At 73.9% G+C, this 25,796-nt stretch carries 21 protein-coding genes and 1 other RNA gene; 13 read left to right on the forward strand and 9 right to left on the reverse strand.

The genetic code is table 11. The features are described from left to right. Positions 1–59: 59 nt before the first annotated feature. Positions 60–1,379, reverse strand: a complete 1,320-nt coding sequence (locus ACH4OW_RS35945; protein ID WP_398032624.1) for an ABC transporter substrate-binding protein — start codon at positions 1,377–1,379, stop codon at positions 60–62. A 326-nt stretch (positions 1,380–1,705) separates the two neighbouring features. Beyond that, on the reverse strand, positions 1,706–4,987 hold the full coding sequence (locus tag ACH4OW_RS35950; RefSeq protein WP_398032522.1) for an FtsK/SpoIIIE domain-containing protein: 3,282 nt from the start codon (positions 4,985–4,987) through the stop codon (positions 1,706–1,708). A 480-nt stretch (positions 4,988–5,467) separates the two neighbouring features. Between ACH4OW_RS35950 and ACH4OW_RS35955 the strand changes: the two genes are divergently transcribed. The 4 genes from ACH4OW_RS35955 (at position 5,468) to ACH4OW_RS35970 (ending at position 11,221) form a co-directional block, all read left to right on the forward strand. Further along, positions 5,468–7,153, forward strand: coding sequence for a serine/threonine-protein kinase (locus ACH4OW_RS35955; protein WP_398032524.1), 1,686 nt, complete (start codon positions 5,468–5,470; stop codon positions 7,151–7,153). Positions 7,154–7,378: 225 nt separating this feature from the next. Further along, complete coding sequence (locus tag ACH4OW_RS35960) at positions 7,379–8,686, forward strand: serine/threonine-protein kinase (RefSeq protein ID WP_360136302.1); 1,308 nt, start codon at positions 7,379–7,381, stop codon at positions 8,684–8,686. Between the two features lie 152 nt (positions 8,687–8,838). Then, positions 8,839–9,951, forward strand: a complete 1,113-nt coding sequence (gene prfB / locus ACH4OW_RS35965; RefSeq protein ID WP_398032527.1) for a peptide chain release factor 2 — start codon at positions 8,839–8,841, stop codon at positions 9,949–9,951. Between the two features lie 367 nt (positions 9,952–10,318). Beyond that, entirely contained in the window at positions 10,319–11,221 is a 903-nt protein-coding gene (locus ACH4OW_RS35970) for a hypothetical protein (RefSeq protein ID WP_398032529.1), read from the forward strand. A gap of 131 nt (positions 11,222–11,352) precedes the next feature. On the opposite strand, the gene ACH4OW_RS35975 is transcribed toward ACH4OW_RS35970, so the two are convergent. Continuing rightward, positions 11,353–11,541 (reverse strand): hypothetical protein, encoded by a 189-nt coding sequence (locus ACH4OW_RS35975; RefSeq protein ID WP_360136296.1) that lies wholly within the window; start codon positions 11,539–11,541, stop codon positions 11,353–11,355. 295 nt (positions 11,542–11,836) lie between these two features. On the opposite strand from ACH4OW_RS35975, the gene ftsE reads away from it, so the two are divergent. From ftsE to ssrA, 5 genes are all read left to right on the forward strand, one after another. Then, complete coding sequence (gene ftsE / locus ACH4OW_RS35980; protein WP_360136294.1) at positions 11,837–12,526, forward strand: cell division ATP-binding protein FtsE; 690 nt, start codon at positions 11,837–11,839, stop codon at positions 12,524–12,526. Positions 12,527–12,558: 32 nt separating this feature from the next. Next, entirely contained in the window at positions 12,559–13,470 is a 912-nt protein-coding gene (gene ftsX, locus ACH4OW_RS35985) for a permease-like cell division protein FtsX (RefSeq protein WP_360136292.1), read from the forward strand. 67 nt (positions 13,471–13,537) lie between these two features. After that, positions 13,538–14,668 carry a S41 family peptidase gene (locus ACH4OW_RS35990; protein ID WP_360136290.1) on the forward strand — a complete coding sequence of 377 codons (1,131 nt, stop codon included), beginning with the start codon at positions 13,538–13,540 and terminating at the stop codon, positions 14,666–14,668. Positions 14,669–14,686: 18 nt separating this feature from the next. Next, positions 14,687–15,196: an SsrA-binding protein SmpB gene (gene smpB, locus ACH4OW_RS35995; RefSeq protein WP_125046675.1), complete on the forward strand. Its 510-nt coding sequence runs from the start codon at positions 14,687–14,689 to the stop codon at positions 15,194–15,196. 95 nt (positions 15,197–15,291) lie between these two features. Beyond that, positions 15,292–15,661, forward strand: a transfer-messenger RNA (tmRNA) gene (gene ssrA / locus ACH4OW_RS36000). Positions 15,662–15,755: 94 nt separating this feature from the next. Here the strand turns inward: ssrA and ACH4OW_RS36005 are convergent. Then, positions 15,756–17,045, reverse strand: a complete 1,290-nt coding sequence (locus ACH4OW_RS36005; protein ID WP_398032531.1) for an MFS transporter — start codon at positions 17,043–17,045, stop codon at positions 15,756–15,758. A gap of 106 nt (positions 17,046–17,151) precedes the next feature. Here ACH4OW_RS36005 and ACH4OW_RS36010 point away from each other — a divergent pair, with 106 nt between their 5' ends. Then, the gene (locus ACH4OW_RS36010) at positions 17,152–18,123 is read left to right on the forward strand and encodes a LysR family transcriptional regulator (protein ID WP_360136288.1); all 972 of its coding nucleotides are present in this window, start codon (positions 17,152–17,154) and stop codon (positions 18,121–18,123) included. Between the two features lie 89 nt (positions 18,124–18,212). After that, positions 18,213–18,743 (forward strand): DUF4232 domain-containing protein, encoded by a 531-nt coding sequence (locus tag ACH4OW_RS36015; protein ID WP_360136286.1) that lies wholly within the window; start codon positions 18,213–18,215, stop codon positions 18,741–18,743. Between the two features lie 28 nt (positions 18,744–18,771). On the opposite strand, the gene ACH4OW_RS36020 is transcribed toward ACH4OW_RS36015, so the two are convergent. The 4 genes from ACH4OW_RS36020 to ACH4OW_RS36035 form a co-directional block, all read right to left on the reverse strand. Further along, positions 18,772–19,182 carry a lasso peptide biosynthesis B2 protein gene (locus tag ACH4OW_RS36020; protein ID WP_398032534.1) on the reverse strand — a complete coding sequence of 137 codons (411 nt, stop codon included), beginning with the start codon at positions 19,180–19,182 and terminating at the stop codon, positions 18,772–18,774. Then, positions 19,179–19,436, reverse strand: a complete 258-nt coding sequence (locus tag ACH4OW_RS36025) for a lasso peptide biosynthesis PqqD family chaperone (RefSeq protein WP_360136282.1) — start codon at positions 19,434–19,436, stop codon at positions 19,179–19,181. The genes ACH4OW_RS36020 and ACH4OW_RS36025 overlap by 4 nt, the downstream gene beginning before the upstream one ends. A gap of 5 nt (positions 19,437–19,441) precedes the next feature. Continuing rightward, positions 19,442–21,319, reverse strand: coding sequence for an asparagine synthase-related protein (locus ACH4OW_RS36030; RefSeq protein ID WP_398032537.1), 1,878 nt, complete (start codon positions 21,317–21,319; stop codon positions 19,442–19,444). A 316-nt stretch (positions 21,320–21,635) separates the two neighbouring features. Beyond that, positions 21,636–21,779, reverse strand: a complete 144-nt coding sequence (locus ACH4OW_RS36035) for a lasso RiPP family leader peptide-containing protein (RefSeq protein ID WP_398032540.1) — start codon at positions 21,777–21,779, stop codon at positions 21,636–21,638. Positions 21,780–22,102: 323 nt separating this feature from the next. Between ACH4OW_RS36035 and ACH4OW_RS36040 the strand changes: the two genes are divergently transcribed. After that, positions 22,103–23,503, forward strand: a complete 1,401-nt coding sequence (locus ACH4OW_RS36040) for a nitrate/nitrite transporter (RefSeq protein WP_398032542.1) — start codon at positions 22,103–22,105, stop codon at positions 23,501–23,503. Between the two features lie 140 nt (positions 23,504–23,643). Then, a complete protein-coding gene (locus ACH4OW_RS36045) occupies positions 23,644–24,852 on the forward strand; it encodes a uroporphyrinogen-III synthase (protein WP_398032544.1) in 1,209 nt (402 codons plus the stop codon). Between the two features lie 33 nt (positions 24,853–24,885). Here the strand turns inward: ACH4OW_RS36045 and ACH4OW_RS36050 are convergent, their stop codons facing one another. Further along, positions 24,886–25,662: a methyltransferase gene (locus ACH4OW_RS36050; protein WP_360136272.1), complete on the reverse strand. Its 777-nt coding sequence runs from the start codon at positions 25,660–25,662 to the stop codon at positions 24,886–24,888. Positions 25,663–25,796: the final 134 nt, after the last annotated feature.

Below are 25,796 nucleotides of genomic sequence, written 5' to 3' on the forward strand. Positions count from 1 at the left end.
GCCCGGTGCGCGGTGCCCGGCCGCGGACCCGCGGCCCGCGGCCGTGCGTGCGCGCCGGGTCAGCCGCCGTAGGCCTTGGCGGCGTCCTGCTCCAGCTTCTTCTGGGTGCCCGCGATGTCCTTCGGGTTCTTCAAGAAGTCCTGGAGGTCCTTCCACTCGCCCTGGCCCGGCTTGCCGCCGAACGCGGCCGGCGCCTGGTCGGACATGTCGAAGCGGAAGGCGTCGCCCGCCTTGATCAGCGCATCGGCGATCTTGCGCATCGTGTCGTTGGCGTACGCGGCCCGGTCCAGCTCCTTGTTGGGGGAGATGTACCCGCCGGCCTGCGCCCAGATCTTCGCGGCGTCCGTGGACGCGAGGAAGGTGAGCAGGGCCTGCGCGCCCTCGGTGCTCTTGAGGGCCACCGCGGCGTCGCCGCCGGTCACCACGGGGGACCTGGAGCCCACCGCGGGGAACGGGAAGACCTTGGCGTCCGTGCCGACCTTGGCCTTGGTCTGCGCGATGTTGGTGGCGGCGTAGTCGGCCGAGGAGACCATGGCGGCCTTCGGCTGGTCGCCGCTGAAAGTCTGGGTGACCGAGGTGGGGAACTGGGTCTGCAGCGCGCCGCTGTTGCCGCCGGCCAGCAGGCCGGGCGTGCCGAAGAGCCGGCCGAGCGCCGTGAGCGCCTTCGTGACGGACGGGTCCGTCCACTTGATCTTGTGCTGGGCCAGCAGGTCGTACTTGTCGGGCCCCGCCTGCGAGAGGTAGACGTTCTCGAACCAGTCGGTCAGCGTCCAGCCGTCCGCGCCGCCCACCGAGACCGGCGGCACACCCGAGTCGGCGATGGTCTGCGCCGTCTTGAGGAACTCCGCCCAGTCCTTCGGCTCGGCCACCCCCGCGTTCTCGAAAACCTTGGTGTTGTACCAGATCAGCGACTTGTTGCTGGCCTTGTAATACACGCCGTACTCGGTGCCGTTGTACGAGCCCAGCTCCCGCCAGCCCTTGGAGAAGTTCTTGGCGAGCTGCTCCTTGGCGGCGGTGCCCAGCGGCTTGAGCCAGCCCTTGCGCGCGAACTCGCGCAACACGCCGACCTGCGGCGGGAACGCCACGTCCGGCTGGCCGCCGCCGGCCACCTTGGAGCCGATGAAACCGGCCATGTCGTCGCCGCTGGGAACGTAGGAGACCGTGGCGCCGGTGCGCTTCTCGAACTCCTCCAGCACCTTGATGAAGCTGGCCCGCTCCGGGCCGGTCCACACGGCCGCCACCTGGAGCTTCTGGCCGGTCAGCTTCGGCAGCTGGACGGAGACACCGCCGCTGCTCTCGCCCCCGCCCTCGTTCTTGCCGCCGTCGCCGCCGCCTCCGCAGGCGGTCAGTGCCAGCGCGCCCGCCGCGGCCAGAGCCAGGGCGGCGCGGGCGGTCGTGGTGCCGCCGGTGGTCGCGGTGCGCGCTGCGGCGCGCCGTCTGCGTGAAGTGCCCATCCCCGTAAGCCCCTCCCGTGCGGTGCACTGAGCGCCGTCGGGCGGTCCCGCGCGGTACGAACGGTCCCGCCGCGGACAGTCCTACGCCCGGATCACCGGCCCCGCAATACCGCCTCCCGCCTCAACTGGCCTTTCGTGACCGGCCCGTTACCCCTCGCGTACACCTCGCGCGGGCGGGCTTCGCGCGGCGCCCGTGCAGCGGCTCTCAGGGCAGCGGCTCTCGGGGCAGCGGCTCTCAGCGCCAACGGCTTTCAGAGCAGCGGCGGGGCGGCGGCCGCGCCGCAGGACTGGGCGGCCCGCTGGAGCGCGCTGGCCAGCAGGGCCAGGTCGGTGGGGCCGTTGCCCAGCTCGCGCAGCGGACGGCGGGCCGGCGGATCGCCCATCCGCTCCCACTCCAGCGGTACGACCGTGGGGCGGAGCGTGGACGTCCGGGGTATCCGCCCGGTCACCCGGCCCGCCTGGAACGGCGTCGCGGAGGAGTCCGCCGCGCGGTGCAGCCGCCCGCGCCCCGGCGGCACCGGCTCGGCCCCGTCCGCCGCCGGGCCCAGCTCCACGCGGAGCCCGGCCAGCCGGTCCGTCGCGGTCTCCGCCGTACGGTCCGGGTGGCCGGTGGCCGCTATCAGGTGCACGCCGAGCCGCGCGCCGTCGCGCGCCACCGCCTCCAGCGCCCGCACCACCGAACCGGCCGCCGGCCGGCCCGTACTGCCGAGCGCCGGGGCGACCAGCGCGTCGAAGTCGTCGACCAGCACGAACAGCCGGGGCATCGGCGCGACCCGCGGCGCCTCGGCGGCGGGCCCGGACGCGCTGCGCGCCCGCAGCCGCAGCGTGCCCTCCAGGCCGGTGTCCGGCCCGTCGGCGGGGGAGCCGGACGAACCCTCGGCGGAGCGCCGGGGGGCCACCACGCGCGGCGCCGGGAGGTGCCTGGCCCGCCACTCGGCGAAGCCCGCACCGCCGAGTATCCCGTCGCGGCGCTTCAGCTCGGAACTGAGCGCCTGCGCGAACTGCCGCATCCGGACCGGATCGGAGGCCGTCAGGTGGGTGGTCACGTGCGGCAGGTCCGTGCACAGCCGCAGGCCCTCGCCGCGCTCCGGGCCCGCGCCGTCCACCAGGACCAGGGAGAGCAGGTCGGGGCGGTCGGCGGCGGCGAGCGAGGCGGCCAGCGAACGCAGCAGCTCCGTCTTGCCGCTGCCCTGGTGGCCCGTCACCAGCAGATGGCAGTCGTCGGCGGCCGGATCGGCGCAGAGCGGCCCGTGCGGGCCCGCGCCCAGCACGGCGGCGGCGCCCGCCCGGTCGGTGTCCGAGGCGGCGGCCCAGCGGGCCATCAGCGAGGCCGGGGTGGCGCGCGCGAGGCCCAGCTCGTCCAGCAGCCGGGAGGAGTCCGGCAGCGGTACGGCCGCGGGGTGCGCCGGACGGCCGCCGAGGCCGCTGCCCGTGTCGGCCTCCCGCAACGGCGCGAGGGCGCGCGCGAACCGCTCGGCCCAGGCGCCGGAGACCGCGTCGACCGCGGCGACCGTGCCGTTCGGGCCGGTGCCTGGCTGGACGACGCGCAGCGCCGTGGCGACGTCGCCGCTCAGCACGGCGACCGCGCCGCACTCGCCGAAGGCGGGCGAGGCCGTGCGGGCCGCGTCGTACGTCGCGGCGAGCGGGAAGGCGGGGGTGGCGGCGGGCGTCTCGGCCAGGCAGAGCACGTGGATGCCGGCCGCCGGGCCGCTCGCCGCCAGCCGGGCCGTCGTCTCGCGCAGCCCGGAGGAGCCGGGGTCGCCGTCCACGATCAGGAGGGTGTACGGGCCGCTGTAGCGCGCGGCGGCGGAGGCGACGGCGGTCCGGTCGGCGCCGGCCCAGTGGGGGCCCAGCGGGCCGTCGTCGAGCCGCCGCGCCAGCTCGGCGGTGCGGGCCGCCGCCTGCTCCTTGTCGTACGCCAGCAGCAGCCGGCAGTCCTGCGCGTGCGCCGGGCGCACCTGGGGGAGCCAGCCGAGCCAGGACCAGTCGGCCAGCCGGTCGTCGAGGGAGCGCGCGCGGTCCGCGCTGATCAGCACGATTTCGAGGGTGGCGGGGGAGTGCAGGGCGGCGAGCTGGGCGACGGCGGAGCGGGCCAGGCCGCCGAGCCGGCCGCGCGGCCCGGCGAGCCCCAGGGCGCCCGCCTTGCGCAGCGCCACGGCCACCGGCACGGCGGCACGGGCGCCGTCCTGCGCGACCGTGCCGAGCCGGACGGTGAGCGCGTCCGGGTGGTCGGGGCCGCGCTCCCAGAGCCGGGGGCCGGGGCCGAGCGCGGTCAGCAGGACCGTCGCCGGGTCGGGCCAGCGCTCGTCCGCCGCCTCCGGGCTCAGCGGCTCGCCCGCCGGGCCGGCGGGCTCGTACGGCTGCTCACCGGGCGCCTCCCGCTGCGCCTGGCGCTGCTGCTCCTGCCAGACGGTCGGCGCGGGCGCCGCCGTGGGGCCGGGGGGCGCGGCGGCGGGCCGGGCGCCGGTCAGCCTGCGGGCCCAGGCGCCGAGGCCGCCCCGGCGCGCGGCCTTGCGGTCCGCCGCCTCGTCCGGGTCGCCGGAAGGGGCGAGGCCGTGCCAGCCGCCGTGGGTCTGCTCCGGGCCGGCGGCGCCCTGGGGGCTGTCGTGCCGGTCGTGCTGTGCGGGCTGTTCGTACCGCTCCTGCGGGCTGCCGGGGAACGGGGTGCCGCGCAGCGGCGTGCCACGGCGCCCCGGACTGTCGAACGAAGCGGGCGGCTCCTGCCGGTGGGGGCCGCCGTACGGGCCCGAGGGGGCGTCCTGGTCGTGGGCGGCGGACCGGGCGCCGGGAACGGCGGCGGCCGCCGGGGTCTCGGTGCCCTCCTGGGACACGCGCAGGTGCCCCTCGCCGTCGGGCGCGCAGGCCAGGGCCGGGTCGGGCACGGGCGGCGCGGCCTGGAGGCGCAGCGCGGACTCGCCGATGCGCAGCAGGGCGCCGGGCGGCAGCGGCACCGGGCGCTCGCCGACCTCGGCGCCCTCGACGACGGTGCCGTTGGTCGAGCGGAGGTCGGCGACGAGCACCGAGCCGTCCGGCTCGACGGTCACCGCGCAGTGCAGCCGGGAGACGTCCGGGTCGTCGAGGGGCACGTCGGCGTCGCCGGAGCGGCCGACGCGGATGCCGCCGGTGTGGCCGCCGTGCAGGAGGTGGACGCCGCCGGCGTCGGGCCCGGAGACCACGCGCAGCCGGGGCGTGCCGTGCGGCAGGCCGTGCGCGGGGGCGGGTCCGGGGGCGCCGAGGGAGAGCACCGCGCCGTCGATCAGCGGTGGTTCGCCGACGGCCGCGCGCTGCGGGTCCAGCCGCTCGCCGCCCGCGTACAGCACGACGGGGCCGCCGGAGCCGCCGGCGGCCGAGCCGCTCCTGCCGCTGCCCACGCTGCCGCTCCCGCCGATGTCGGCGCCGGACCCGGCGACGGCCGCCGCGAGGCCGCTCGCGACCGTGGCGAGCGCCGTCCCGGCGGGGGCGGTGACGAGCACGTCACAGGCCCGCGTGGGGTGGCCGCTGCGCGGCCCGAGGACGGTCAGCCGGATCTGCATCGCCGTCAACGGTCCCTTCCGCCCGGACCGTTCGGCGGGGGCCCCGTGACCTCCCCCACCGCGCCCGGGCACTTCGGCACGTACAAGTCCCGGCGCGCACGTCTCGCGTCGCGCGCCGCACGCAGGCGGCGGAGCCCCCGCACCCCCGATCGCTTCCGTGCTGGGTGCATCCTCGCACCTGCCGCTGACAACACGCCCGCCGACCGCCGATCAGTGATCTTGATCGGTCGGCCCTGGACGGGAAACCGCCTGATTGAGCACGATGAACGGCTGATTTTCGATCATCATCGCTCGTTGTTCGGCCTGACGTGGACACCGATCCGGCGCCGCCCGCAACCTTCCGTCCCGAAAGCGCGTCTTTCCCCCAAGCCCCGCCCGGTCCGGGCCGCCGTACGGCGGGCACCGCGGCACTACAGTGGGGCGACGGGCCGCCGCGACCCACCGGCCCGGGCAAGGATCGATCACGACCAGGGAGCGCACGTGCGGCCGGTAGGCAGCAAGTACCTGCTTGAGGAGCCGCTGGGACGCGGCGCCACGGGCACCGTCTGGCGTGCCCGTCAGAGGGAGACGGCGGGCGCCGAGGCCGCCGTGGCCGGCGAGCCGGGCGAGACCGTCGCGATCAAGGTCCTCAAGGAGGAGCTGGCGCACGACGCGGACGTGGTGATGCGCTTCCTGCGGGAGCGCTCCGTCCTGCTGCGGCTGACTCACCCGAACATCGTCCGCACCCGCGACCTGGTCGTCGAGGGCGATCTGCTCGCCCTGGTCATGGACCTCGTCGACGGCCCCGACCTGCACCGCCACCTGCGCGACAACGGCCCGTTCAGCCCGGTCGCCGCGGCCCTGCTCACCGCCCAGATCGCCGACGCGCTCGCCGCCAGCCACGCCGACGGCGTCGTGCACCGCGACCTGAAGCCCGCCAACGTGCTGCTCGCCGGAACCGGCGACGGCGACACGGCCGAGCTGCACCCGATGCTCACCGACTTCGGCATCGCGCGCCTCGCGGACTCGCCCGGCCTGACCCGCACCCACGAGTTCGTCGGCACCCCCGCCTACGTGGCGCCGGAGTCCGCCGAGGGCCGCCCGCAGACCTCCGCCGTGGACATCTACGGCGCCGGCATCCTGCTCTACGAACTGGTCACCGGCCGCCCGCCGTTCGGCGGCGCCAGCGCGCTGGAGGTCCTCCACCGCCACCTCAGCGAGGAGCCGCAGCGCCCCGGCTCCGTCCCCGAGCCGCTGTGGACGGTCATAGAGCGCTGCCTGCGCAAGGAGCCGGGCGAGCGGCCCAGCGCCGAGAACCTGGCCCGCGCCCTGCGCACCGTCGCCGCCGGCATCGGCGCGCACGCGACCCCGGCGCAGGCCGAGGCCGCGCTCGGCGTCGCCGCGCTGCTCGCGCCCGACCCGTCCCCCGCCTCCGTGCCCGGCACCGGCACCGGCGGCACGGGCGACGCCGACCCCACCCAGGTGCTGCCGACCAACGCCGGTACGTACGACCCGGCCGCGGCGACCAGCGTGCTGCCGTCCGCCAACGGCCGCGACGGCGCGGACGCCGCACCGACCCGCGCCATGCCCCCCGTGCCGCCGGGCCCGCCCGGCGGTCAGCCCGACGGGCCGCACCCGTGGGAGTCCCAGATGCGGGCCGCCCGGGACCGCAACGAGCAGACGCAGTACCTGGACCCCGGCGAGGACCCGCTGCGCCGCCGCCCGCAGCGGCGGCCCGTGCAGCCGCCGCAGCCCCAGCAGCGCCCGCCGCAGCCGCAGCAGCGCCCCCAGCAGGCGCCGCCGCAGTACCAGCAGCAGGCACCCGCGCCCTACCAGCAGCAGGCGCCCGCGCCGTACCAGCCCCCGCAGCACCAGCCGCAGCAGGCACCGCGCCGGCAGCAGCCGCCGCCCCAGCGCTACGAGCCCGAGCGGCCGCCGGAGCGCGAGCCCAGGCCGCGCCGCGAACCCCGGCAGCGCAGCGCCAACCCGATGCGCATCCCGGGCCTGGGCTGCCTCAAGGGCTGCCTGTTCATCGTGCTGATCCTGTTCGTCGGCGGCTGGGCCGTCTGGGAGTTCTCCCCGCTCCAGGAGTGGATCGGCACCACCAAGGGCTACTTCGAACAGATCGGCGACGTCATCGGCAGCGTCCGGGACTTCTTCAACGACGCCGGCAACTGGTTCAAGTGACGGCGGGGGCGCCGGGCCGGGGGACGGCCCGGCCGCGCCGTACGCCCGCTGCGCCGCGCCCACCGGTGCGACCAAGGAGATTTGTCGACTTCCAGAAGGCGATTTCCCCCACAGAAGTGATGCACGGGCCCATCCTGGGCACGGAACCCCCCGGCACCCGCGTAGCTTTGACGCCACCTTCAGCCCCCTGAGGACGCTCAGCGGGCCCGACACGTCGGAGCAGTCTTGGCACGGAAGATCGGCAGCCGGTACACCACCCACCAGATCCTTGGTCGCGGCAGCGCCGGCACGGTATGGCTCGGCGACGGACCCGAGGGGGCCGTCGCCATCAAGCTGCTGCGCGAGGACCTCGCCGCCGACCAGGAGCTGGTCGGCCGCTTCGTCCAGGAGCGCGCGGCGCTGCTCGGCCTGGACCACCCGCACGTCGTCGGCGTGCGCGACCTCGTGGTCGACGGCAACGACCTCGCGCTCGTCATGGACCTCGTACGGGGCACGGACCTGCGCACCCGCCTGGAGCGGGAGCGCCGGCTCGCCCCCGAGGCCGCCGTCGCCATCGCCGCCGACGTCGCCGACGGCCTCGCCGCCGCCCACAAGGCGGGCATCGTGCACCGCGACGTCAAGCCCGAGAACGTCCTGCTGGACATGCAGGGCCCGCTCGGCCCCGGCGGCGCGCACCCCGCGCTGCTCACCGACTTCGGCATCGCCCGCCTCGTCGACACGCCGCGGCACACCCGCGCCACCAAGGTGATCGGCACCCCCGACTACCTCGCCCCCGAGATCATCGAGGGCCTGCCGCCGCGCGCGTCCGTCGACGTCTACGCGCTCGCCACGGTCCTGTACGAGCTGCTCGCCGGCTTCACGCCGTTCGGCGGCGGCCACCCCGGCGCGGTGCTGCGCCGCCACGTCACCGAGGCCGTGGCCCCGCTGCCCGGCATCCCGGACGAACTGTGGCAGCTGCTCCTGCAATGCCTGGCCAAGGCGCCCGCCTCCCGGCTGCGCGCCCCCGAACTGGCCGCCCGGCTGCGCGAGATCCTGCCGGGCCTGGCGGGACTCCCGCCGCTGGACATCGACGAGCCCGGCACCGAACAGCCCGAGGAGCCCGAGGAGAGCGCCACCGGGCCGTACGCCTCCGGCGGCGCCGGGACCGGCCGGGGCCCGTACGAGGAAGCCCTCTACCCGCCGGTCGCCCCGGGCGGCTCCCGGCGCGGCGCCGTGCCCCTGGTCCACGGCCCGGCCGCCACCGACTCGAACCGCGAGACCCACACGAGCATGCGCGTCCCCGGCCCGGACGAGCTGGCCGGCGGCGCCCACGGCACCGCCCGCGCCCCGCGCGCGGCGGGCGAGCGCCGCGCCGGCTCGGCCCGGCACCGCGAGGCGGTGCGCCGCCGCCGCGTCAAGCTGGGCATCGCCGCCGCGGCCGTCGTGGTCGCGGCGGGGGCCGGCGGCTGGTTCGCCTCCCAGCACCAGGACTCCGGCGACGCGAAGCCCGGCGTCCGGCAGACCGAGACGACGCACCCGCGGCCGGCGCGCTGAGCGGAGGGCGGGGCCGGGCGGGCCGTTCCGGCGCCGCCCGGCCCGGACCCTCGCCGCCGCGCACCCCGCCCCACCTGCACCCTCGCGCCGCCGCCCGGTCCGCGGCGAGAGGGTCGGGACACACAGGCGGCGGCAGCCGTTAGGCTGGGTGCGTGGCAGTCGTCGATGTTTCCGAAGAGCTGAAGTCCCTCTCCTCGACCATGGGGTCGATCGAGGCCGTCCTGGACCTCGACAAGATGAGGGCCGATATCGCCGCGCTTGAGGAGCAGGCCGCGGCGCCGTCCCTCTGGGACGACCCGGAGAGCGCACAGAAGATCACCAGCCGGCTGTCCTACCTCCAGGGCCAGCTGCGCCGGGCCGAGGAGCTGCGCGGCCGGGTCGACGACGTCGAGGTGCTCTTCGAGCTGGCCGAGGCGGAGGGCGACGACGATGCCCGCGCCGAGGCCGAGGGCGAGCTGGCCGCCGTCCGCAAGGCGGTGGACGAGCTGGAGGTCCGCACGCTCCTGTCGGGCGAGTACGACTCCCGCGAGGCCGTCGTCAACATCCGTGCCGAGGCCGGCGGCGTGGACGCGGCCGACTTCGCCGAGAAGCTCCAGCGCATGTACCTGCGCTGGGCCGAGCGGCACGGCTACAAGACCGAGCTGTACGAGACCTCCTACGCGGAAGAGGCCGGCATCAAGTCGACCACCTTCGCGGTCCAGGTGCCGTACGCGTACGGCACGCTCTCCGTCGAACAGGGCACCCACCGCCTCGTGCGGATCTCGCCCTTCGACAACCAGGGCCGCCGCCAGACGTCCTTCGCGGGCGTCGAGGTACTGCCGGTGGTCGAGCAGACCGACCACATCGAGATCGACGAGTCCGAGCTGCGCGTCGACGTGTACCGCTCCTCGGGCCCCGGCGGCCAGGGCGTCAACACGACCGACTCGGCGGTGCGCCTGACGCACATCCCGACCGGCATCGTCGTCTCCTGTCAGAACGAGCGTTCGCAGATCCAGAACAAGGCGACCGCGATGAACGTCCTCCAGGCGAAGCTGCTCGAACGCCGCCGCCAGGAGGAGCAGGCCAAGATGGACGCGCTCAAGGGCGACGGCGGCAATTCCTGGGGCAACCAGATGCGTTCGTACGTTCTGCACCCGTACCAGATGGTCAAGGACCTGCGTACCGAATTCGAGGTCGGCAATCCGCAGGCCGTGCTCGACGGCGACATCGACGGCTTCCTGGAAGCCGGTATTCGCTGGCGCAAGCAGCAGGAGCAGGGGAACTAACACCGGCGCGGCCGCCGTACGGCACGGGCGAAACGGCCGGAAAGAAAAAGCAGTGAAAGCAACTGTCGCTTTTTGAGCGGCAGTTGCTTTTTGCTGCCATTCGATGATGTGGCGGTTTGGTCACAGTCATACGTCCACGCACCCCGCAATTGCCATCAATTCGGTCATCGCACCTTTATTTGACCTTGACGATGATGTGAGAACTGGGAAGGGTGGTACGCGGCATGCGTATGTCTGGGGCGTGCGTGTGAACGGGGATCTGAGTGCAACGGCCGCCAGGCGGTGCCGCGACTCGCGTACCCGCGTCGGCCGTGGCCCCGAACAGCGATGCTCCATTGACGAGTACAGCTACTGGGGGTAGCAGCACATGACGAAGAAGACGCGGCTGCGCGTAGCGCGCATTGCGGCGAGCGCGGTGATCGCGGCCGGTGCGTCGCTCACCGCGGCCGGCGCCGCCTCGGCGGTCGGCACGGACCAGCCGGGCGGTAGCTCCGGCGGCCTGGGCGCCGTCCTCGACGACCTCCTGACGGGCGGCGGCGAGTCCGGCGGCGACACGTCCGGCCCGACCGTCGGCGGCACCATCTCCGGCCCGACCGGTGGCGCGGAGACCGGCGGCAGCCAGACCGGCGGTAACCAGACCGGCGGTAACCAGACCGGCGGCAGCCAGACCGGCGGTAACCAGACCGGCGGTAACCAGACCGGCGGCACCGAGACCGGTGGCAGCCAGACCGGTGGCAGCCAGACCGGCGGTAATCAGACCGGCGGCAGCCAGACCGGTGGTACGGAGACCGGCGGTAACCAGACCGGTGGCAACCAGACGGGCGGCAGCCAGACCGGCGGTAACCAGACCGGCGGTAACCAGACCGGCGGTAACCAGACCGGCGGTAACCAGACCGGTGGCAGCCAGACCGGCGGCCAGTCGGGCGGCCACAGCGGCGGCCAGACCGGCGGCAACTCCGGCGGCTCCGACGACAGCACGGGCGGCGGCAGCACCGGTGGCAGCAGCACCGGCGGCAGCGGCGACGGCACCGGCACCGGCACGGACAACGCCGGCAGCCAGCCGATCGAGCAGGGCGAGGGCAACGAGCAGATCGTCGACACGCCCGGTCAGCCGAAGCAGCAGGCCAAGGGCGGCGAGCTGGCGGAGACCGGTGCGTCCGGCACCACCTTCCTGCTCGTCGGCGCGGCGACGATGATCGCCGGTGGCATCGGCTTCCGCCTGATGCCGCGCCTGATCAACAAGAACGGTGGCGGCGCGGCCGCGGCCTGACACCAGGCCCCGCCCCGCACGCGGGGCAGCGCATGACGGAGGGCCCGGAGCGCGACCAGCGCTCCGGGCCCTTCCGTTCGTTCACGCGCCGGGGCGACGCTGCGTGCCCGCTCCGTCACCCGGCCGACGGCTCACGCGGCCTGGTGCACCAGTATCGCCAGCGCCACCAGCGCCACCAGCAGTGCTACCAGGGCGGCGGGCGTCACCTGGCCGAACAGCCCGTTCTCCTGCAGGCGTTCCCTGCTCGCGCGGCACACGGGGCAGCGGCCCTCGTTCACAGGGGCCGCGCAGTTGGCGCACACCAGCCGGTCGTACGTCATGCGACCTCCTCCTCAACCGCTGCAACGCGCAAGGGACCACGATGGTTCCCCCTACCACTTTGCCAGCTCGCCGTCGGAACGGCGCGCCCCGGTCGCCTTCCGGCCTTTTCCGCGGGCCTGCCCGCGTTCCCGGGCCGGAATGTGCTCGTTTTGTCCCCGTAGATGCCGTGAATAAACGCACCAACCCCGAACGGCGACTGCGCCTTCGCGCGAGACTCGCGTAGGGTCACGCTCACCGACGGGAGCCACAACAGGGGCATCCCGTGCCGCTACCCAGGTCGACCGTGGTGCATCAGTGATCCGATTCGACAACGTCTCCAAGACCTACCCGAAGCAGAACCGCCCCGCCCTCAGGGATGTCTCCCTGGAGATCGAGCGCGGCGAGTTCGTCTTCCTGGTGGGCTCCTCGGGCTCCGGCAAGTCCACCTTCCTGCGTCTGCTCCTGCGCGAGGAGCGCGCCAGCCATGGCGCCGTGCACGTACTGGGCAAGGACCTCGCCAAGCTGTCCAACTGGAAGGTGCCGCAGATGCGGCGCCAGGTGGGCACCGTCTTCCAGGACTTCCGGCTGCTCCCCAACAAGACGGTGGGGCAGAACGTCGCCTTCGCCCTCGAAGTCATCGGCAAGCCGCGCGGCCAGATCCGCAAGACGGTCCCCGAGGTGCTCGACCTCGTCGGCCTCGGCGGCAAGGACGACCGGATGCCGGGCGAGCTGTCCGGCGGTGAGCAGCAGCGCGTCGCCATCGCGCGGGCGTTCGTCAACCGCCCGATGCTGCTCATCGCGGACGAGCCCACCGGCAACCTCGACCCGCAGACCTCGGTCGGCATCATGAAGCTGCTGGACCGGATCAACCGGACCGGTACGACGGTGGTCATGGCCACCCACGACCAGCAGATCGTCGACCAGATGCGCAAGCGGGTCATGGAACTCGAAAAGGGCCGGCTCGTGCGCGACCAGTCGCGCGGCGTGTACGGCTACCAGCACTAAGCGTGTACGGCCCCCAGCACTGAAAGGACGCCATGCGCGCCCAGTTCGTCCTGTCGGAGATCGGCGTCGGTCTCCGCCGGAATCTCACGATGACCTTCGCGGTCATCGTCTCCGTAGCCCTCTCGCTCGGCCTGTTCGGCGCTTCCCTGCTGATGCGCGACCAGGTCAGCACGATGAAGGGCTATTGGTACGACAAGGTCAACGTCTCCATCTTCTTCTGCAACAAGAACGACGCCGAGACCGGCTCCCACTGCGCCAAGGGCGCGGCCACCCAGCAGCAGAAGAACGACATAAAGGCCGAGTTGGACCGCCTGCCGATCGTGCAGAACGTGCAGTACGAGTCCAGCGACCAGGCGTACAAGCATTACAAGGAGCAGTTCGGCGACACGCCCGTGGCGGGCCTGGTCACCCCCGACCAGCTGCCGGAGTCCTTCCGGGTCAAGCTCAAGGACCCGACGAAGTACGAAGTGATCAAATCGGCGTTCTCCGAGCGGCCGGGCGTGCAGGAGGTGCAGGACCAGCGGGACACCATCGAGCCGCTGTTCAACCTCCTCAACGGCATGAACATCGCCGCGCTGGTGGTGATGGCGCTGATGCTGGTGGTGGCGCTGATGCTGATCGTCAACACCGTGCGGGTGTCGGCGTTCAGCCGGCGGCGGGAGACCGGGATCATGCGGCTGGTGGGCGCCTCCAGCTTCTACATCCAGATGCCGTTCATCCTGGAGGCGGCCATCGCCGGGCTGCTCGGCGCCGTGTTCGCCTGTGTGCTGATCGTCGGCGGCAAGTACGTCCTGATCAACAACTGGCTGGCCACGAAGATCCTGGTCATCAAGTTCATTGGCTGGGATTCTGTCGTGGCGGTGCTGCCGCTGGTGCTGCTGATCGGCCTGTTGATGCCGGCGCTCGCCGCGTTCTTCGCGCTCCGCAAGTACCTCAAGGTGTGACGCATGCCAAGAGCGCCGTACGGTCAACTCACCGTACGGCGCTTCTTTCTGGCCTACACTCACCGGCATGACGGGCCCGTGTTTGTTCGCCCGGCCCCGCCGCAGCCGCCGCGGGGCGGCGCTGACGTTGGTCTTCGTCAGCGTGCTGGCCACCGGTGCCGCGGCGGGCACCTGGGAGGAGAGCGGACACCGGACGGGACAACGGCGGATACCCGGGCGCACGGCCACCGCCGACGAGGTCGTCAGCCGCAGCGGGGACCGCTGGTCGACGGCCTTCTCGGCCCGCGAGTACGAGGATTTCCAGCGGGAACTGGGCGGTGAGTACGTCGGCGTCGGCCTGTGGCTGCGGCAGGCGGCGGGCGGCCGCGTCCTGGTCTCCCGGGTCCAGCCCGGCAGCCCCGCGGCGGCGGCCGGCCTCCGGGCCGGCGACGAACTGCGCGCGGTGGACGGCCGCCCCTCGCGCGGCAGCCCGGTCACCGAGGTCGTGGCGCGGCTGCGCGGCGACGACGACGCGTCCCCGGCGGCGGCGGACGGGCGGCCGGGCGCCGGCAGCACCGTCGCGCTGGACCTGCGGCGCGGCACCCGGCAGTGGACCGAGACCCTGCGCAGGGCCCGGCTGCGGACGCAGAACGTCGTCACCGACCGCCCCGAAGGGCCGGGCGGGCCGACCCGCATCAAGGTCGGTGCCTTCACCGGCGGTACGGGCGAGGAGGTCCGCCGTGCGGTGCGCGCGGCCGACCCGCACGGCGGCGTCCTGCTGGACCTGCGCGGCAATTCCGGCGGCCTGGTGAGCGAGGCGGTCACCGCCGCCTCCGCCTTCCTGGACGGCGGCCTGGTCGCCACGTACGACAACCGCGGCCGCCAGCGCGCCCTGTACGCGAAGGGCCACGGCGACACGCAGATCCCGCTGGTGGTGCTCGTGGACGGCGGCACGATGAGCGCGGGCGAGCTGCTGGCGGGGGCGCTCCAGGACCGTGCCCGCGCGGTCCTCGTCGGCACCCCGACCTTCGGCAAGGGCACCGTGCAGCTGCCCAGCGAGCTGCCGGACGGCTCGGTCGCGGAGCTGACCGTCGGCCGGTACCGCACTCCGTCGGGCCGCGAGGTGGACGACCGCGGCATCACGCCCGACCTGGTCGCCGAGGACGACGCGCAGGCGCGCGCCCGCACGGTATTGAGTGGCCTCGGGGGCGGGGCGTAGTGCGAAAATGGCGGCACTATGGCTAAGGCGAACAAGAAGAACAACAAGAAGGACGACGGGACGGGCCGCAAGCTCATCGCGCAGCACAAGAAGGCGCGGCACGACTACCTCATCCTGGACACGTACGAATGCGGTCTGGTGCTGACCGGCACCGAGGTCAAGTCGCTGCGGCAGGGCCGCGCGTCGCTCGTGGACGGCTTCGTCCAGATCGACCGCGGCGAGGCGTGGCTGCACAACGTGCACATCCCGGAGTACGCCCAGGGCACGTGGACCAACCACAGCGCGCGCCGCAAGCGCAAGCTGCTGCTGCACCGCCTGGAGATCGACAAGCTGGAGTCCAAGTCGCAGGAGACCAGCCACACGATCGTGCCGCTGTCGCTGTACTTCAAGAACGGCCGGGCGAAGGTCGAGATCGCGCTGGCGAAGGGCAAGAAGGAGTACGACAAGCGGCAGACGCTGCGCGAGCAGCAGGACCGCCGCGAGGCGGACCGGGCGATCTCGGCGGCCAAGCGGCGCGAGCGCGCCTGACCGGGCGGGAATACGCTGGCATCGTCGCGCGTTGGTCACGTACGATGGGCTACGCACCGCACGCCGGTGCAAGCACCACCTTGAAAAAACAACATGGGGATGATCGGTTTCGACAGCGGATGTCGAAGCAGGGGAAGCGAGCCGAGGAAGCGGCAATGATCTCGTAAACCATATGTCGCAAAAAATAATCGCCAACACCAAGCGCGATTCCTTCGCCCTCGCTGCCTAAGTAGCGACCTGCGAAGTGTCAGCCCGGGGGTGTTCCCGACCCGGATCCTGGCATCAGCTAGGGAACTAAACTTCTAGGTCCGGTCACGGGTCCTAGGAGGAAATCAAACAGTGACTGAGCCCGTCGGAGACTTGTCCGCGAGATCTCCGGGGCCGAGAAAATCGCAGCGGACTGCGCTCGGAGAAGCCCTGTTTCCGCACCGTTGGACGCGGGTTCGATTCCCGCCATCTCCACTCGACGGAGAACCGGAGGCCCAGGCCACCGACCCCGTCACCCCATGTGAGGCGAAGGCCCCGCTGCCCAGGCAGCGGGGCCTTCGTCGTGCCGCCGTCACGTCTGCCGCCGGGCGGCCCGTACGGCCAGCGCGGCGACGGCGGACGCCAGGGCCAGGGCGGCGGCGCAGGCCGGCACGGCATAGCCCGCCGCGGTGCCCTCCGGCAGGTGCTGCACCGCCCAGCCGCCCGTCGCCGAGCCCGCCGCGATGCCGGTCAGCAGGGCGGTGACGGCCAGCGTCATGCCCTCGTTCAGCCGCCCCGCCGGCACCCGGGACTGGATCAGTCCCATGCCGGTGACCATGGTCGGCGCCGTGGCCATCCCGGCGGACAGGAGGGCCGCCGCGAGGAGCGGCCCGCCGCCCGCGCCCGCGGCGGCCAGGGGCAGCCACAACAGCACGGCCATGGCGGCGACGCACTTGAGGAAGCGCCGGCCCGCCGGCCCTGCCGGGCGCAGCACCCCGTACAGCAGCCCCGCCGCGCAGGACCCGGCCGCCTGGAGGGCGAGGAGCGCGCCCGCGGCGGTGCGCTGCCCGTGCGCGTCCGTGAAGCCGACCGTGACGACCTCCAGCGAGCCGAAGACCGCGCCGGTGGCGAGGAAGGTCAGCAGGAGCGGCAGCAGCGGCGTCACCAGCCGTCCGGCGCCGTGGCGGGCGGACGCGGGTGCGACCGGCGGCTCCGTGCGGCGCTGGGCGGCGAACAGCAGTACGCCGGTCAGCAGCAGGACCGCGCCGGTCAGCGTGCCCGCCTCGGGGAAGAGCCCGGTGCACAGGAAGGCCGCCAGTACCGGCCCGAGCATGAAGCACACCTCGTCGGCCGCCTGCTCGAAGGAGTTGGCGGTGTGCAGCGCGCGCGGGTCGTCGCGCAGGAGGTGGGCCCAGCGCGCGCGGGCCATGCCGCCGGTGTTCGGCGTGGTCGCGGTGCAGGCGTACGCGGCGAACAGCGTCCAGGACGGCGCGCCGAGGTGGACGCACAGCACCAGGGCCAGCGACCCGAGGACGGCCAGCGCCGTCGCGGGGACGGCGATCCTGGCCTGCCCGTACCGGTCGACCAGCCGCGCCGTCCACGGCCCGGCGACCGCCGTCGCCGCGAGCCCCGTCGCGGTGACCGCCCCGGCCAGCGCGTACGAGCCGCGCGATTCGGCGATCATCAGGATCGCGCTGACGCTGAACATGCCCATCGGCAGCCGCGCGAGGAGGTTGGCGGCGGCGAAGGCGCGGGTGCCGGGGACGGCGAAGATCCGGCCGTACGGGCCGAGTGCGCGCCGGAGCGGGGCGGGCAGCCGCCGGCGGCGGGCGGCCCTGACGGGCGGTGCGGTCACGGGCCGGGAGGCGAGGAAGAGGATCACGCAACTACGGTCGCGCCACGACCCGTTACCCGTCCAACACCTGATCCTCACCCATCCACGCACGCTTGTTGTCAATGGCTTGCGGCCCTGGTGGCACGATGTGCGCGTGCCCCGAGACCTCGACCCGCGCCTGCTCCGTGCCTTCCTCACGGTCGCCGACGAACTGCACTTCACCCGCGCAGCGGCCCGGCTGTACGTCGCCCAGCAAGCGCTGAGCCGCGACATCCGTCGCCTGGAGGGGGAGTTGGGCACCGGCCTGTTCGACCGTACGACGCGCCGGGTCGCCCTCACCGAGGACGGCGCCCGGCTCGTCCCGTACGCCCGCCGGGTGCTGGACGCCCACGACGAGCTGACCGCCGCCTTCCGCACCCCCGACGACCGGCCCCTCCTGGTCGACGTCAGCGTGCCCATCGGCACGGCGCACGCCGTCCTGGAAGAGGCCCGCCGCCGGGCCCCCGCCTGCGAACTCGTCGCCCGCTTCCACAGCGGCCTGACCGGCGCCGCGGCCGAACTCGCCGCCGGGCGGCTGGACGTCTCCTTCGGCCGCTTCGCCGGACTGCCCCCGGCCGTCCGGGCGCATCTGGACCACCAGCCCGTACGGTTCGAGCCGATGGCCGTCCTGCTGGACGCCGCCCATCCGCTGGCGGCCCGCCCGGCCGTTCCCCTGGCCGCCCTCGCGGGCGAGACCCTCTACGCCGGCGCGGGCAACCCGCACACCGCCGAGTGGACCGACCTCGCCGCCCGCCTCTTCGCCGGGCGGGACATCCGGATGGCCGCGCCGTTCCCGGAGATCGAGGGCTCCGCCGAGTTCATGCGCGTGGTACGCAAACAGGGCTGGTCGGTGCTGGCGAGCGTCGAGTTCATCGACGTGCCGGGGATGGCGCTGCGGCCGGTCACCGACCCCGTACCGCTGTCGCCGGTGTCCCTGGTGTGGCGGCGCGGCCTGCGCCACGCGGGCTTGGACGCGCTGCGTACGGCCTGCCGGGAACTGGCGGCGGAACGCGGCTGGCTGCGCCCGCCGGACGGCCCGGTGTGGCTGCCCGAGGAGGACGCGGCCGTGATGGCGCAGCCCGCCTGATGGCCGAACCTTTGCCCCGTAAGCAACCTATAAGCGCTGGAATCCATCCCTACGGGCAACAGGATCAATGCCGGACTACTGGGGGTTCCGTGCGAAAGCGCCCGCTGATCGCGGCGGCCCTGGCCGCGCTCTTCGTGAGCGGCGGCCTGGTCGCGTGTGACGAACCGCGTGTCGACGCGCTGCAGTCGAGCTGTGCGACCAAGGACCTGAAGTGGCAGGTCACGGTGCTGGACAAGAAAAGCGGCAGCCTGCACAGGGACGGCAGGCTCTCCGCGGTCAACACCGGCGACCGCGAGTGCGTCTTCCGCGGCTACCCCGAATTCCGGGTGCACCTCGGCAAGGGGCCCCAGGCAGACGGGGTGGGGCACGGCCGGGGCCGCCCGGTGAGCCTGGCCAGGGGTGCGGGCGTGGTGGTCGACCTGCGCTACCGGGACGCCGAGGAGGGCCACCCCGACCCGGCCGACTGCCTGGTCAACAGCGGCCACGCCGTGGTGGCGGCGCCCCGCGACGCCGACCACGGCACGGCGGCACCGGTGCGCGACGAGAAGGGCAAAGAAGTCGACATGGACGTCTGCGACGACGTCGTCCACATGGGGCCGCCGAGGGCCGCGACCGGCTGACCTGCCCGCGCGCCGCGCGCCCAGCGCCTCACCGGGGGACGCGCAGCAGCGGCTGGTAGAGCCGGGTGTCGTCCGGCTCGCCCACGGGACGGCCGTCCACCGCGACCCACGCGTGCGCGCGAAACGGCTCCGTCCGCACGCCCGTGCACCACTGCGGCCATCCGCCGCGCGCCCGGCACAGCAGCGCGGTGGCCACGGAACGCTGCAAGCAACCGTTGCCCGCACAGCGCACGCTGACCGTGACGACGGCATGCCGGGCGCGCAGGGCCTCGGACTCGGTGGCGGGGCGGGCGCCGCGCCGTACGGTGTCCAGGACGCGGCACAGCACCCGCGGGGAGAACGCCGTCAAGAGGCGGGCCACGGCGGTGCAGCCGCGGGCGGCGCAGCGCTCGGCGAAGGACAGCCGCGCGCGTTCGCCCAAGGCGACGGAGTAGCTCACGAGGACACCAGCTTCGCCGACTTGAGGGACTCCAGCAGGGCCACGGCGTCGGCGGCCACCCGGTCGGCCGCCGAGGGATGCCGGTTGCGCAGCTCGTCGGCGGCCGACGCGCAGGTGCCGCCGGCCAGGAGGTGTTCCAGGACGAACGCGCCGGTGGCGTTCATCTGCCAGTAGCGGCCCGTACGGGCGTTGAGCAGCACCATGCCTCCGGGGGTGCGCACGCTGCTGACGTGGGGGGCCAGGGTGAACGCCATCGGGATCAGGCTCCTTCCGCTGCGGGAACGGTGGGACGGGCGGGGACGGGGGCCTGCGTCGGACGCAGGGAACGCAGCCAGTACTCGGCCGCCAGGGTGGGGTCGAGGGGATGCAGGACGTGGGAGTGCGGCTGGAGGGAGGTGAGCGCCGTGCGCAGCACCTCGGGCCTGATCAGGCCCAGACCGGCCAGGCGCGAGTCGTCGCAGAGCGCGGTCAGCGCCCTGCGGTGGCGGCGCAGGCCCGCGTAGACCTCGGCGCTGTGCTCGCCCTTGGTGCCGCGGGCGCGGAGCGCGTCCGGCAGGATGCCGCGCATCGCGGCGCTGAGCAGCGGCTTGTACGCGCCGACCGCGGCCTGGTCCACGAGCCGGACGGTGAGCGCCGCCTCGATGACGTTGTCGTCGAGGAAGGGGGCCTCGAAGGCGACGCCCAGGTGCGAGGTGAGCGCGTCGGCGCCGCGCACGATCTCCCCGCCGCGGGCGGCGGCCCGCAGGGTCTCGTGCTGGGAGCGCAGCGGCGCGAAGGGCTCGGGCTCCTCGCCCGCGGCCTCGCGCACCAGGCGGCGGACGGTGGCCACGGCGTCGGGATGCGCCCACGTCGGCATGGACGGCACGACCTCCCAGTCGGCGCCGTTCACCCCGAACCGGGCGCCGGGCACGATCCGGTCGGCGCAGGACTCCAGCCACTGGGGGTAAGTGGCGCCGCCGAACAGCGTGCGCAGGGTGTCCATCAGCGTCCAGCGGCCGAGCCGGCGGGCCGCGCAGGCGCGCCGGGCCGCGGTGCGGAAGTCGATGCGGGCGAGCGAGTTCAGCGCCGCCGGCCGGGGTGCGAACAGCTCGTCGCCGCCGACGCCGACCAGGTGGAGCCGGGAGCCGCGGGCGGCCACGATCCCGGCCTGGTAAGCGATCCTGGCGCACTCCCTGACGAGGACGAGCGGGCCCGCCGGGTCGCTGTGCGCGGGCGGCGGCGGGGTGTACCAGGTGGGCGCCTCCGCGTAGGGGAGCGCCAGGTGTTCGGCCGCCCGGAGCCGGGCCGCGCCGCGCTCGCTCCACGCGTTGTCGTCGTTGGCCTCGTCGCGGCAGACCCAGGCCGTGGTGATGAGCCGGGTGTCGTCGCGGGCGGCCAGGAAGCACAGGCTGGTGGAGTCCATGCCGCCGGACAGGTCGGCGCTGAGCGTGGGGCGGCGGGTGCGCACCCGGACCGCCTCGGTCAGGGCGTCCCGTACGGTCTCGGCGGCGTCCTCCAGCCAGCGGTCGGGCGGCGGGGGCCGCCACCAGCGCGTGGTGGCGTGCCGGCCGCCGGCGCTCAGCGTCAGGCAGTGGCCGGGCGGTACGGCGTGCACCGCGCGCCATGCGGGGCGCTGGGCGAGCGGGTACGGCGCGAACGGCGAGAGCAGCCGCAGGGCCAGGCTCTCCTCGTCCACTGAGCCGAGGCCGGGGGCGCCGGTGGGCAGGCCGACGGCGGCCGCCTCGCGGGCCAGCGCCGCGAGGTCCTGCGGGCGATTGCCCGCGACGGTGACTCCGCCGATGCGCGCGTGGTGGACCTGCCGGAGCGTCGACAGGCTGCCCTGGCAGCGGACCCGGGAGCCCATCGCGGCCAGCAGGAAGAAGCTGCCGGACAGCTCGCGGACCCGGCTGTCCAGGTCCTCCAGGCCGCGCAGCCGGCGCAGCAGTCTGGCCAGGGTGCCGGGGTCGGCCGCGGCCGTGCCGAGCAACAGCAGCCGGTCGGGGCCCGCTTCGGCCGCGACGGCCTCGTCGTCGGCCCAGTGCCCCATGATCCAGGGGCGGCCCGAGGGGTGCCGTACCGTCCGCACGGTGGGGTCGCGCCGCAGGCACAGGCTCAGCGGGTCGGTCGCGGGATGGTCGGGCAGAACGACGAAATCCACGATGACTTACCACCCCTGGCGTGCGGTGCGGGCGTGTGGCGCATGATCGGGTCGGGTGCGATGCGGGTCGGGTGCAGTGCGGTGCGGTGTGGGTCGGGTGCGGTGCGGCTGCGATGCGGGTCGGGTGCGGTGCGGGTCGGTGTGGACCGGTTCGGATCAGGTGCGGTGGTGGGGGCGGCCCCTGCCGGGGCGGGCGGTGCGCGCCCGGGCAGGGACCGCCGGACTGGGGGCGGGCCCGCGACGTCCCGTCAGGCCGGGGGAGCGGCCTGCCGCCGGAGTCGCGGCCGGGGTCGGCGGGAACTGTGTTGCCGCCGGATCACCACCAACCGTGACCGCGCCCGCCGAAGGTGTCCCAGTGGTGGCCGTGGAATCCGAGCGTCAACTCGGCGAAGTCGCCGGCCTCAGCCAGCTCCGGCGTCTCGTACTCGACCGTCTCGTACTGTTCCTGGATCTCTGGCATCGGAGTGCGTCCCCTTCCCTTGGCTGTGCGCGGCGCAGCTCGCGGACACGAACCGTGCTGGCGCGGTTACTCAGTGCGTTCAATAAAGATGCTGCCAGGCTCCGGGAGTCCTGCCATTACCCCTAATGGGTGATGAAAGGGGCGCGTGGGGTGCATTGGCGTAACCTCCGGCACGTTGTGCGCCGCGGGCGCGTACTCCGCTCACCGCGCGCTCCCGGTCGAGGTGAGAGCAAGGTTTCGCGGTGGTCACGCAGTGCCACAGAGGGGAAACGCGCCCTTCCTAACGTCGCGAGGGCGACGACATCCGGGACCAGGGAGGCGCGATGACAGCCACAGGGACGGCCACCGGCGGGGACACGGTCCGCGCCCCGGCGCGGGGAGCGGGCCGCTGGATCGAGCGGTGGGACCCGGAGGACGAGACGTTCTGGAAGGAGCGGGGGGAGCGGATCGCCCGGCGCAACCTGGCCTTCTCCGTCCTGTGCGAGCACATCGGGTTCTCGGTGTGGAGCCTGTGGTCGGTCATGGTGCTGTTCATGGGGCCGGAGTACGGGATCGACGCGGCCGGCAAGTTCTTCCTGGTGGCGGTGCCGACGCTGGTGGGGGCGGTGCTGCGGGTGCCGTACACCTTCGCCGTGGCGCGGTTCGGCGGCCGCAACTGGACGGTGTTCAGCGCGGCGCTGCTGCTGGTGCCCGCCGGCGCGGCGGCGTTCGCGCTGCGCCCTGGCACCTCGTACACCGTCTTCCTGCTGGTCGCGGCGCTCGCGGGGATCGGCGGTGGCAACTTCGCCTCGTCCATGACGAACATCAACTCCTTCTACCCGCTGCACAGGAAGGGCTGGGCGCTCGGCCTGAACGCGGGCGGCGGCAACGTCGGCGTCCCCGTCGTCCAGCTGCTCGGACTGCTCGTCATCGCCACCGCGGGCGCGGCCCACCCGCGGCTCGTGCTCGCGGTGTACCTGCCGCTGATCGTGGTCGCCGCGCTGCTGGCGGCGCTGTTCATGGACAACCTCAGGCCGGTGCGCAACGACACCGGGGCGGCCAAGGACGCGGCCCGCGACCCGCACACCTGGATCGTGTCGCTGCTCTACATCGGCACGTTCGGGTCGTTCATCGGCTACAGCTTCGCCTTCGGGCTGGTCCTCCAGACGCAGTTCGCGCGCACGCCCCTCCAGGCGGCGTCGCTGACGTTCGTCGGGCCGCTGCTCGGCTCGCTGCTGCGGCCGGTGGGCGGCCTGCTGGCGGACCGGTACGGCGGGGCGCGGATCACGCTGGCCGCCTTCGTGGCGATGGCCGCCGCCACGGGCGTGGTGATCTTCGCGTCGGGGCGGCACTCGCTGGGAGTCTTCCTCGCCGGTTTCACCGCCCTGTTCGTGCTCAGCGGGCTCGGCAACGGCTCCACGTACAAGATGATCCCGGGCATCTTCCAGGCCAAGGCCCTGGCGAAGGGGCTGACCGGGGAGGCCGCGGCGGCCCACGGGCGGCGGCTGTCCGGCGCGGCGATGGGCCTGATCGGTGCCGTCGGCGCGCTCGGCGGGCTGGGCATCAACCTCGCCTTCCGCCAGTCCTTCCAGTCGGCGGGCACCGGAACACCGGCGTTCGTCTCCTTCCTCGGCTGCTACGCGCTGTGCTCCGCGGTGACCTGGGCCGTATACCTGAGGCGTACGGCGGCCACCGGGTCCGCGCGGGAACGGGAGCCGGCCGCGCCCGCGCTCGCCAAGGTGTGACACGCGGGCGGGCAGGCGCCCGCGGCAGTCCGTAACAGCTGGGAAATACTGCGGGAGCGAGCCTGTCACCAGCGGTTGGCAGGCTCGGACCTGCACCGGTGCGCGGTGGGGCCGGAGTCGGGACGAGCCAGGGACGGACGATGCACGAGGGTGAGCACGAGGACCGGCGGCGCGTGCCGCGGCAGGACGCGGACGGGCGGCCCGCGGCGGCCGCCGTCCCGGACGTACGGCCGCTGGACGGCTTCACGGTCGGCGTCACCGCCGCCCGCCGCGCCGAGGAGCTGGGCGCCCTGCTCGAACGGCGCGGCGCCCAGGTCGTGTACGCTCCCGCGCTGCGGATCGTGCCGCTCTCCGACGACGCGGAACTGCTCGCCGCCACCAAGGACCTGCTCGACCGGGCGCCGGACGTGGTGATCGCGACCACCGCCATCGGCTTCCGCGGCTGGATCGAGGCCGCGGAGGGGTGGGGCCTGGGCGAGACGCTGCTCGCGCGGCTCGAAGCGGCCGAACTGCTGGCGCGCGGCCCGAAGGTCAAGGGCGCCATCCGTGCGGCGGGCCTCACGGAGACGTGGTCGCCCGCTTCAGAATCGCTGGCCGAGGTGCTGGAGCGGCTCTTGGAGGAGGGCGTGCGCGGGCGGCGGATCGCCCTCCAGCTGCACGGCGAACCGCTGCCCGGCTTCGTCGAGTCGCTGCGCGCGAACGGCGCCGAGGTGGTGGGCGTACCGGTCTACCGCTGGATGCCGCCCGCCGACATCGGGCCCGTCGACCGGCTGCTGGACGCGGCGGTCGGCCGCGGCCTGGACGCGGTGACGTTCACCAGCGCGCCGGCCGCCGCCTCGCTCCTGCACCGCGCCGAGGAGCGCGGCATGCGGGCGGACCTGCTGACCGCGCTGCGGCACGACGTGCTGCCGGCCTGCGTCGGGCCGGTCACCGCGCTGCCGCTCGAAGCCCACGAGGTGACCACCTACCAGCCCGAACGTTTCCGCCTCGGCCCGCTCGTCCAGCTGCTGTGCCGGGAACTGCCGGGGCGCGTACGCCCTTTGACCATCGCCGGGCGGCAGGTGGAGATACGCGGGCAGGCCGTCCTGGTCGACGGCGAGCTGCGGCCGGTGCCCCCGGCGGGCATGGCGCTGCTGCGGGCGCTGGCCCGCCGGCCCGGGTGGGTGGTCTCCCGCGCCGACCTGCTGCGGGCGCTGCCGGGCGCGGGGCGCGACGAGCACGCGGTCGAGACGGCGATGACCCGGCTGCGGGGGGCGCTGGGGGCGCCCAAACTGATCCAGACGGTGGTCAAACGGGGCTACCGGCTGGCGCTGGACCCGCGGGTGGGCGCCAAGTACGGCGACGGGTGACCCCGGCGGCGGTCCGCCGGCCCGGCTCCGCCGCTACTCGGGGTTGCTCACCCGGATCTTCGACTGGCCGTGCGGCCGGGTCTCCCAGTCCTCCATGAATTGGGCCCGGAGGCCGTGCTTGCGTGCCAGTGCCAGCAGTGTCTCGGTGCGGTAGTAGAAGTCCTCGCGCAGCACCTGGTGTTCGGCGCCCTCGGTCCGGTCGAAGGTGAAGTCGAAGAAGCCGCCCGGCGCCAGGATGCGCCCCACGTGCCGGAAGCACTCGTCGATGACGGACAGCGGCGAGTGGGAGAAGACGCTGTGCGCGTGCACCACGTCGAAGTGCCGGTCGGGCAGGAAGTCGAAGGTCAGGTCCTGGGTGATCGTCAGGTGCGGCAGCTTGTCCTGCAACTCGTACGTCGCCAGGGTCTTCTTCGCGGATATCAGGATGTCCGGCGAGATGTCGATGCCGTAGTAGTCGCCGGTGTCGAGGTGGCTGATGAAGCGCCAGCCGGCCCGCAGGTTGCCGCAGCCGATGTCCAGCATCCGCATGCCGGGGCGCAGGCCGTGCTCCTTCAAATAGGTGAACTGCATCTCGCCCAGCGCCAGCCACCGTTCGTGGGTACGGCTGCCGACCGCCGCCTCCGGGTTGCGGCCGGCGTCGGAGGCCATCACGGCGCGGTAGTACGCGACGTGGTCCGGGTGCTTGAGGCGCAGCCAGCCGTCCCGGGCGGTGCGCTTGAGGTACGGCGCGATCCGCGCCGGGTGGCTGACCGCGTAACGGACCTTGTGCGTAAGGCTGGCGCGGTTCTTGACAAGGGTCTTGGCCGACATGACCCGGACTATACATCAGCTGTATACATGCCATGTATACATCGAGGGATCCGGCGTACGCGCCGGTACCGAGGGTTCCGGCCGGAGGCCGGGCCGGGCACTCTGATAGGGCAAGCGTTGTCTCCTAAGGAGTG

It is taken from the genome of Streptomyces sp. NPDC017056 (assembly GCF_044332485.1).
GTDB lineage: Bacteria > Actinomycetota > Actinomycetes > Streptomycetales > Streptomycetaceae > Streptomyces.

Coding starts and splice junctions, on each gene's coding strand:
- ACH4OW_RS36045 (WP_398032544.1), top strand. CDS start 23,644: ATGCACGAGGGTGAGCACGAGGACCGGCGGCGCGTGCCGCGGCAGGAC.
- ACH4OW_RS36025 (WP_360136282.1), bottom strand. CDS start 19,436: ATGGCGTTCACCCTGGCCCCCCACGTCAGCAGCGTGCGCACCCCCGGA.
- ACH4OW_RS35975 (WP_360136296.1), bottom strand. CDS start 11,541: ATGACGTACGACCGGCTGGTGTGCGCCAACTGCGCGGCCCCTGTGAAC.
- ACH4OW_RS36040 (WP_398032542.1), top strand. CDS start 22,103: ATGACAGCCACAGGGACGGCCACCGGCGGGGACACGGTCCGCGCCCCG.
- ACH4OW_RS36050 (WP_360136272.1), bottom strand. CDS start 25,662: ATGTCGGCCAAGACCCTTGTCAAGAACCGCGCCAGCCTTACGCACAAG.
- ACH4OW_RS36035 (WP_398032540.1), bottom strand. CDS start 21,779: ATGCCAGAGATCCAGGAACAGTACGAGACGGTCGAGTACGAGACGCCG.
- smpB (WP_125046675.1), top strand. CDS start 14,687: ATGGCTAAGGCGAACAAGAAGAACAACAAGAAGGACGACGGGACGGGC.
- ACH4OW_RS35970 (WP_398032529.1), top strand. CDS start 10,319: ATGACGAAGAAGACGCGGCTGCGCGTAGCGCGCATTGCGGCGAGCGCG.
- ACH4OW_RS35950 (WP_398032522.1), bottom strand. CDS start 4,987: ATGCAGATCCGGCTGACCGTCCTCGGGCCGCGCAGCGGCCACCCCACG.
- ftsX (WP_360136292.1), top strand. CDS start 12,559: ATGCGCGCCCAGTTCGTCCTGTCGGAGATCGGCGTCGGTCTCCGCCGG.
- ACH4OW_RS35990 (WP_360136290.1), top strand. CDS start 13,538: ATGACGGGCCCGTGTTTGTTCGCCCGGCCCCGCCGCAGCCGCCGCGGG.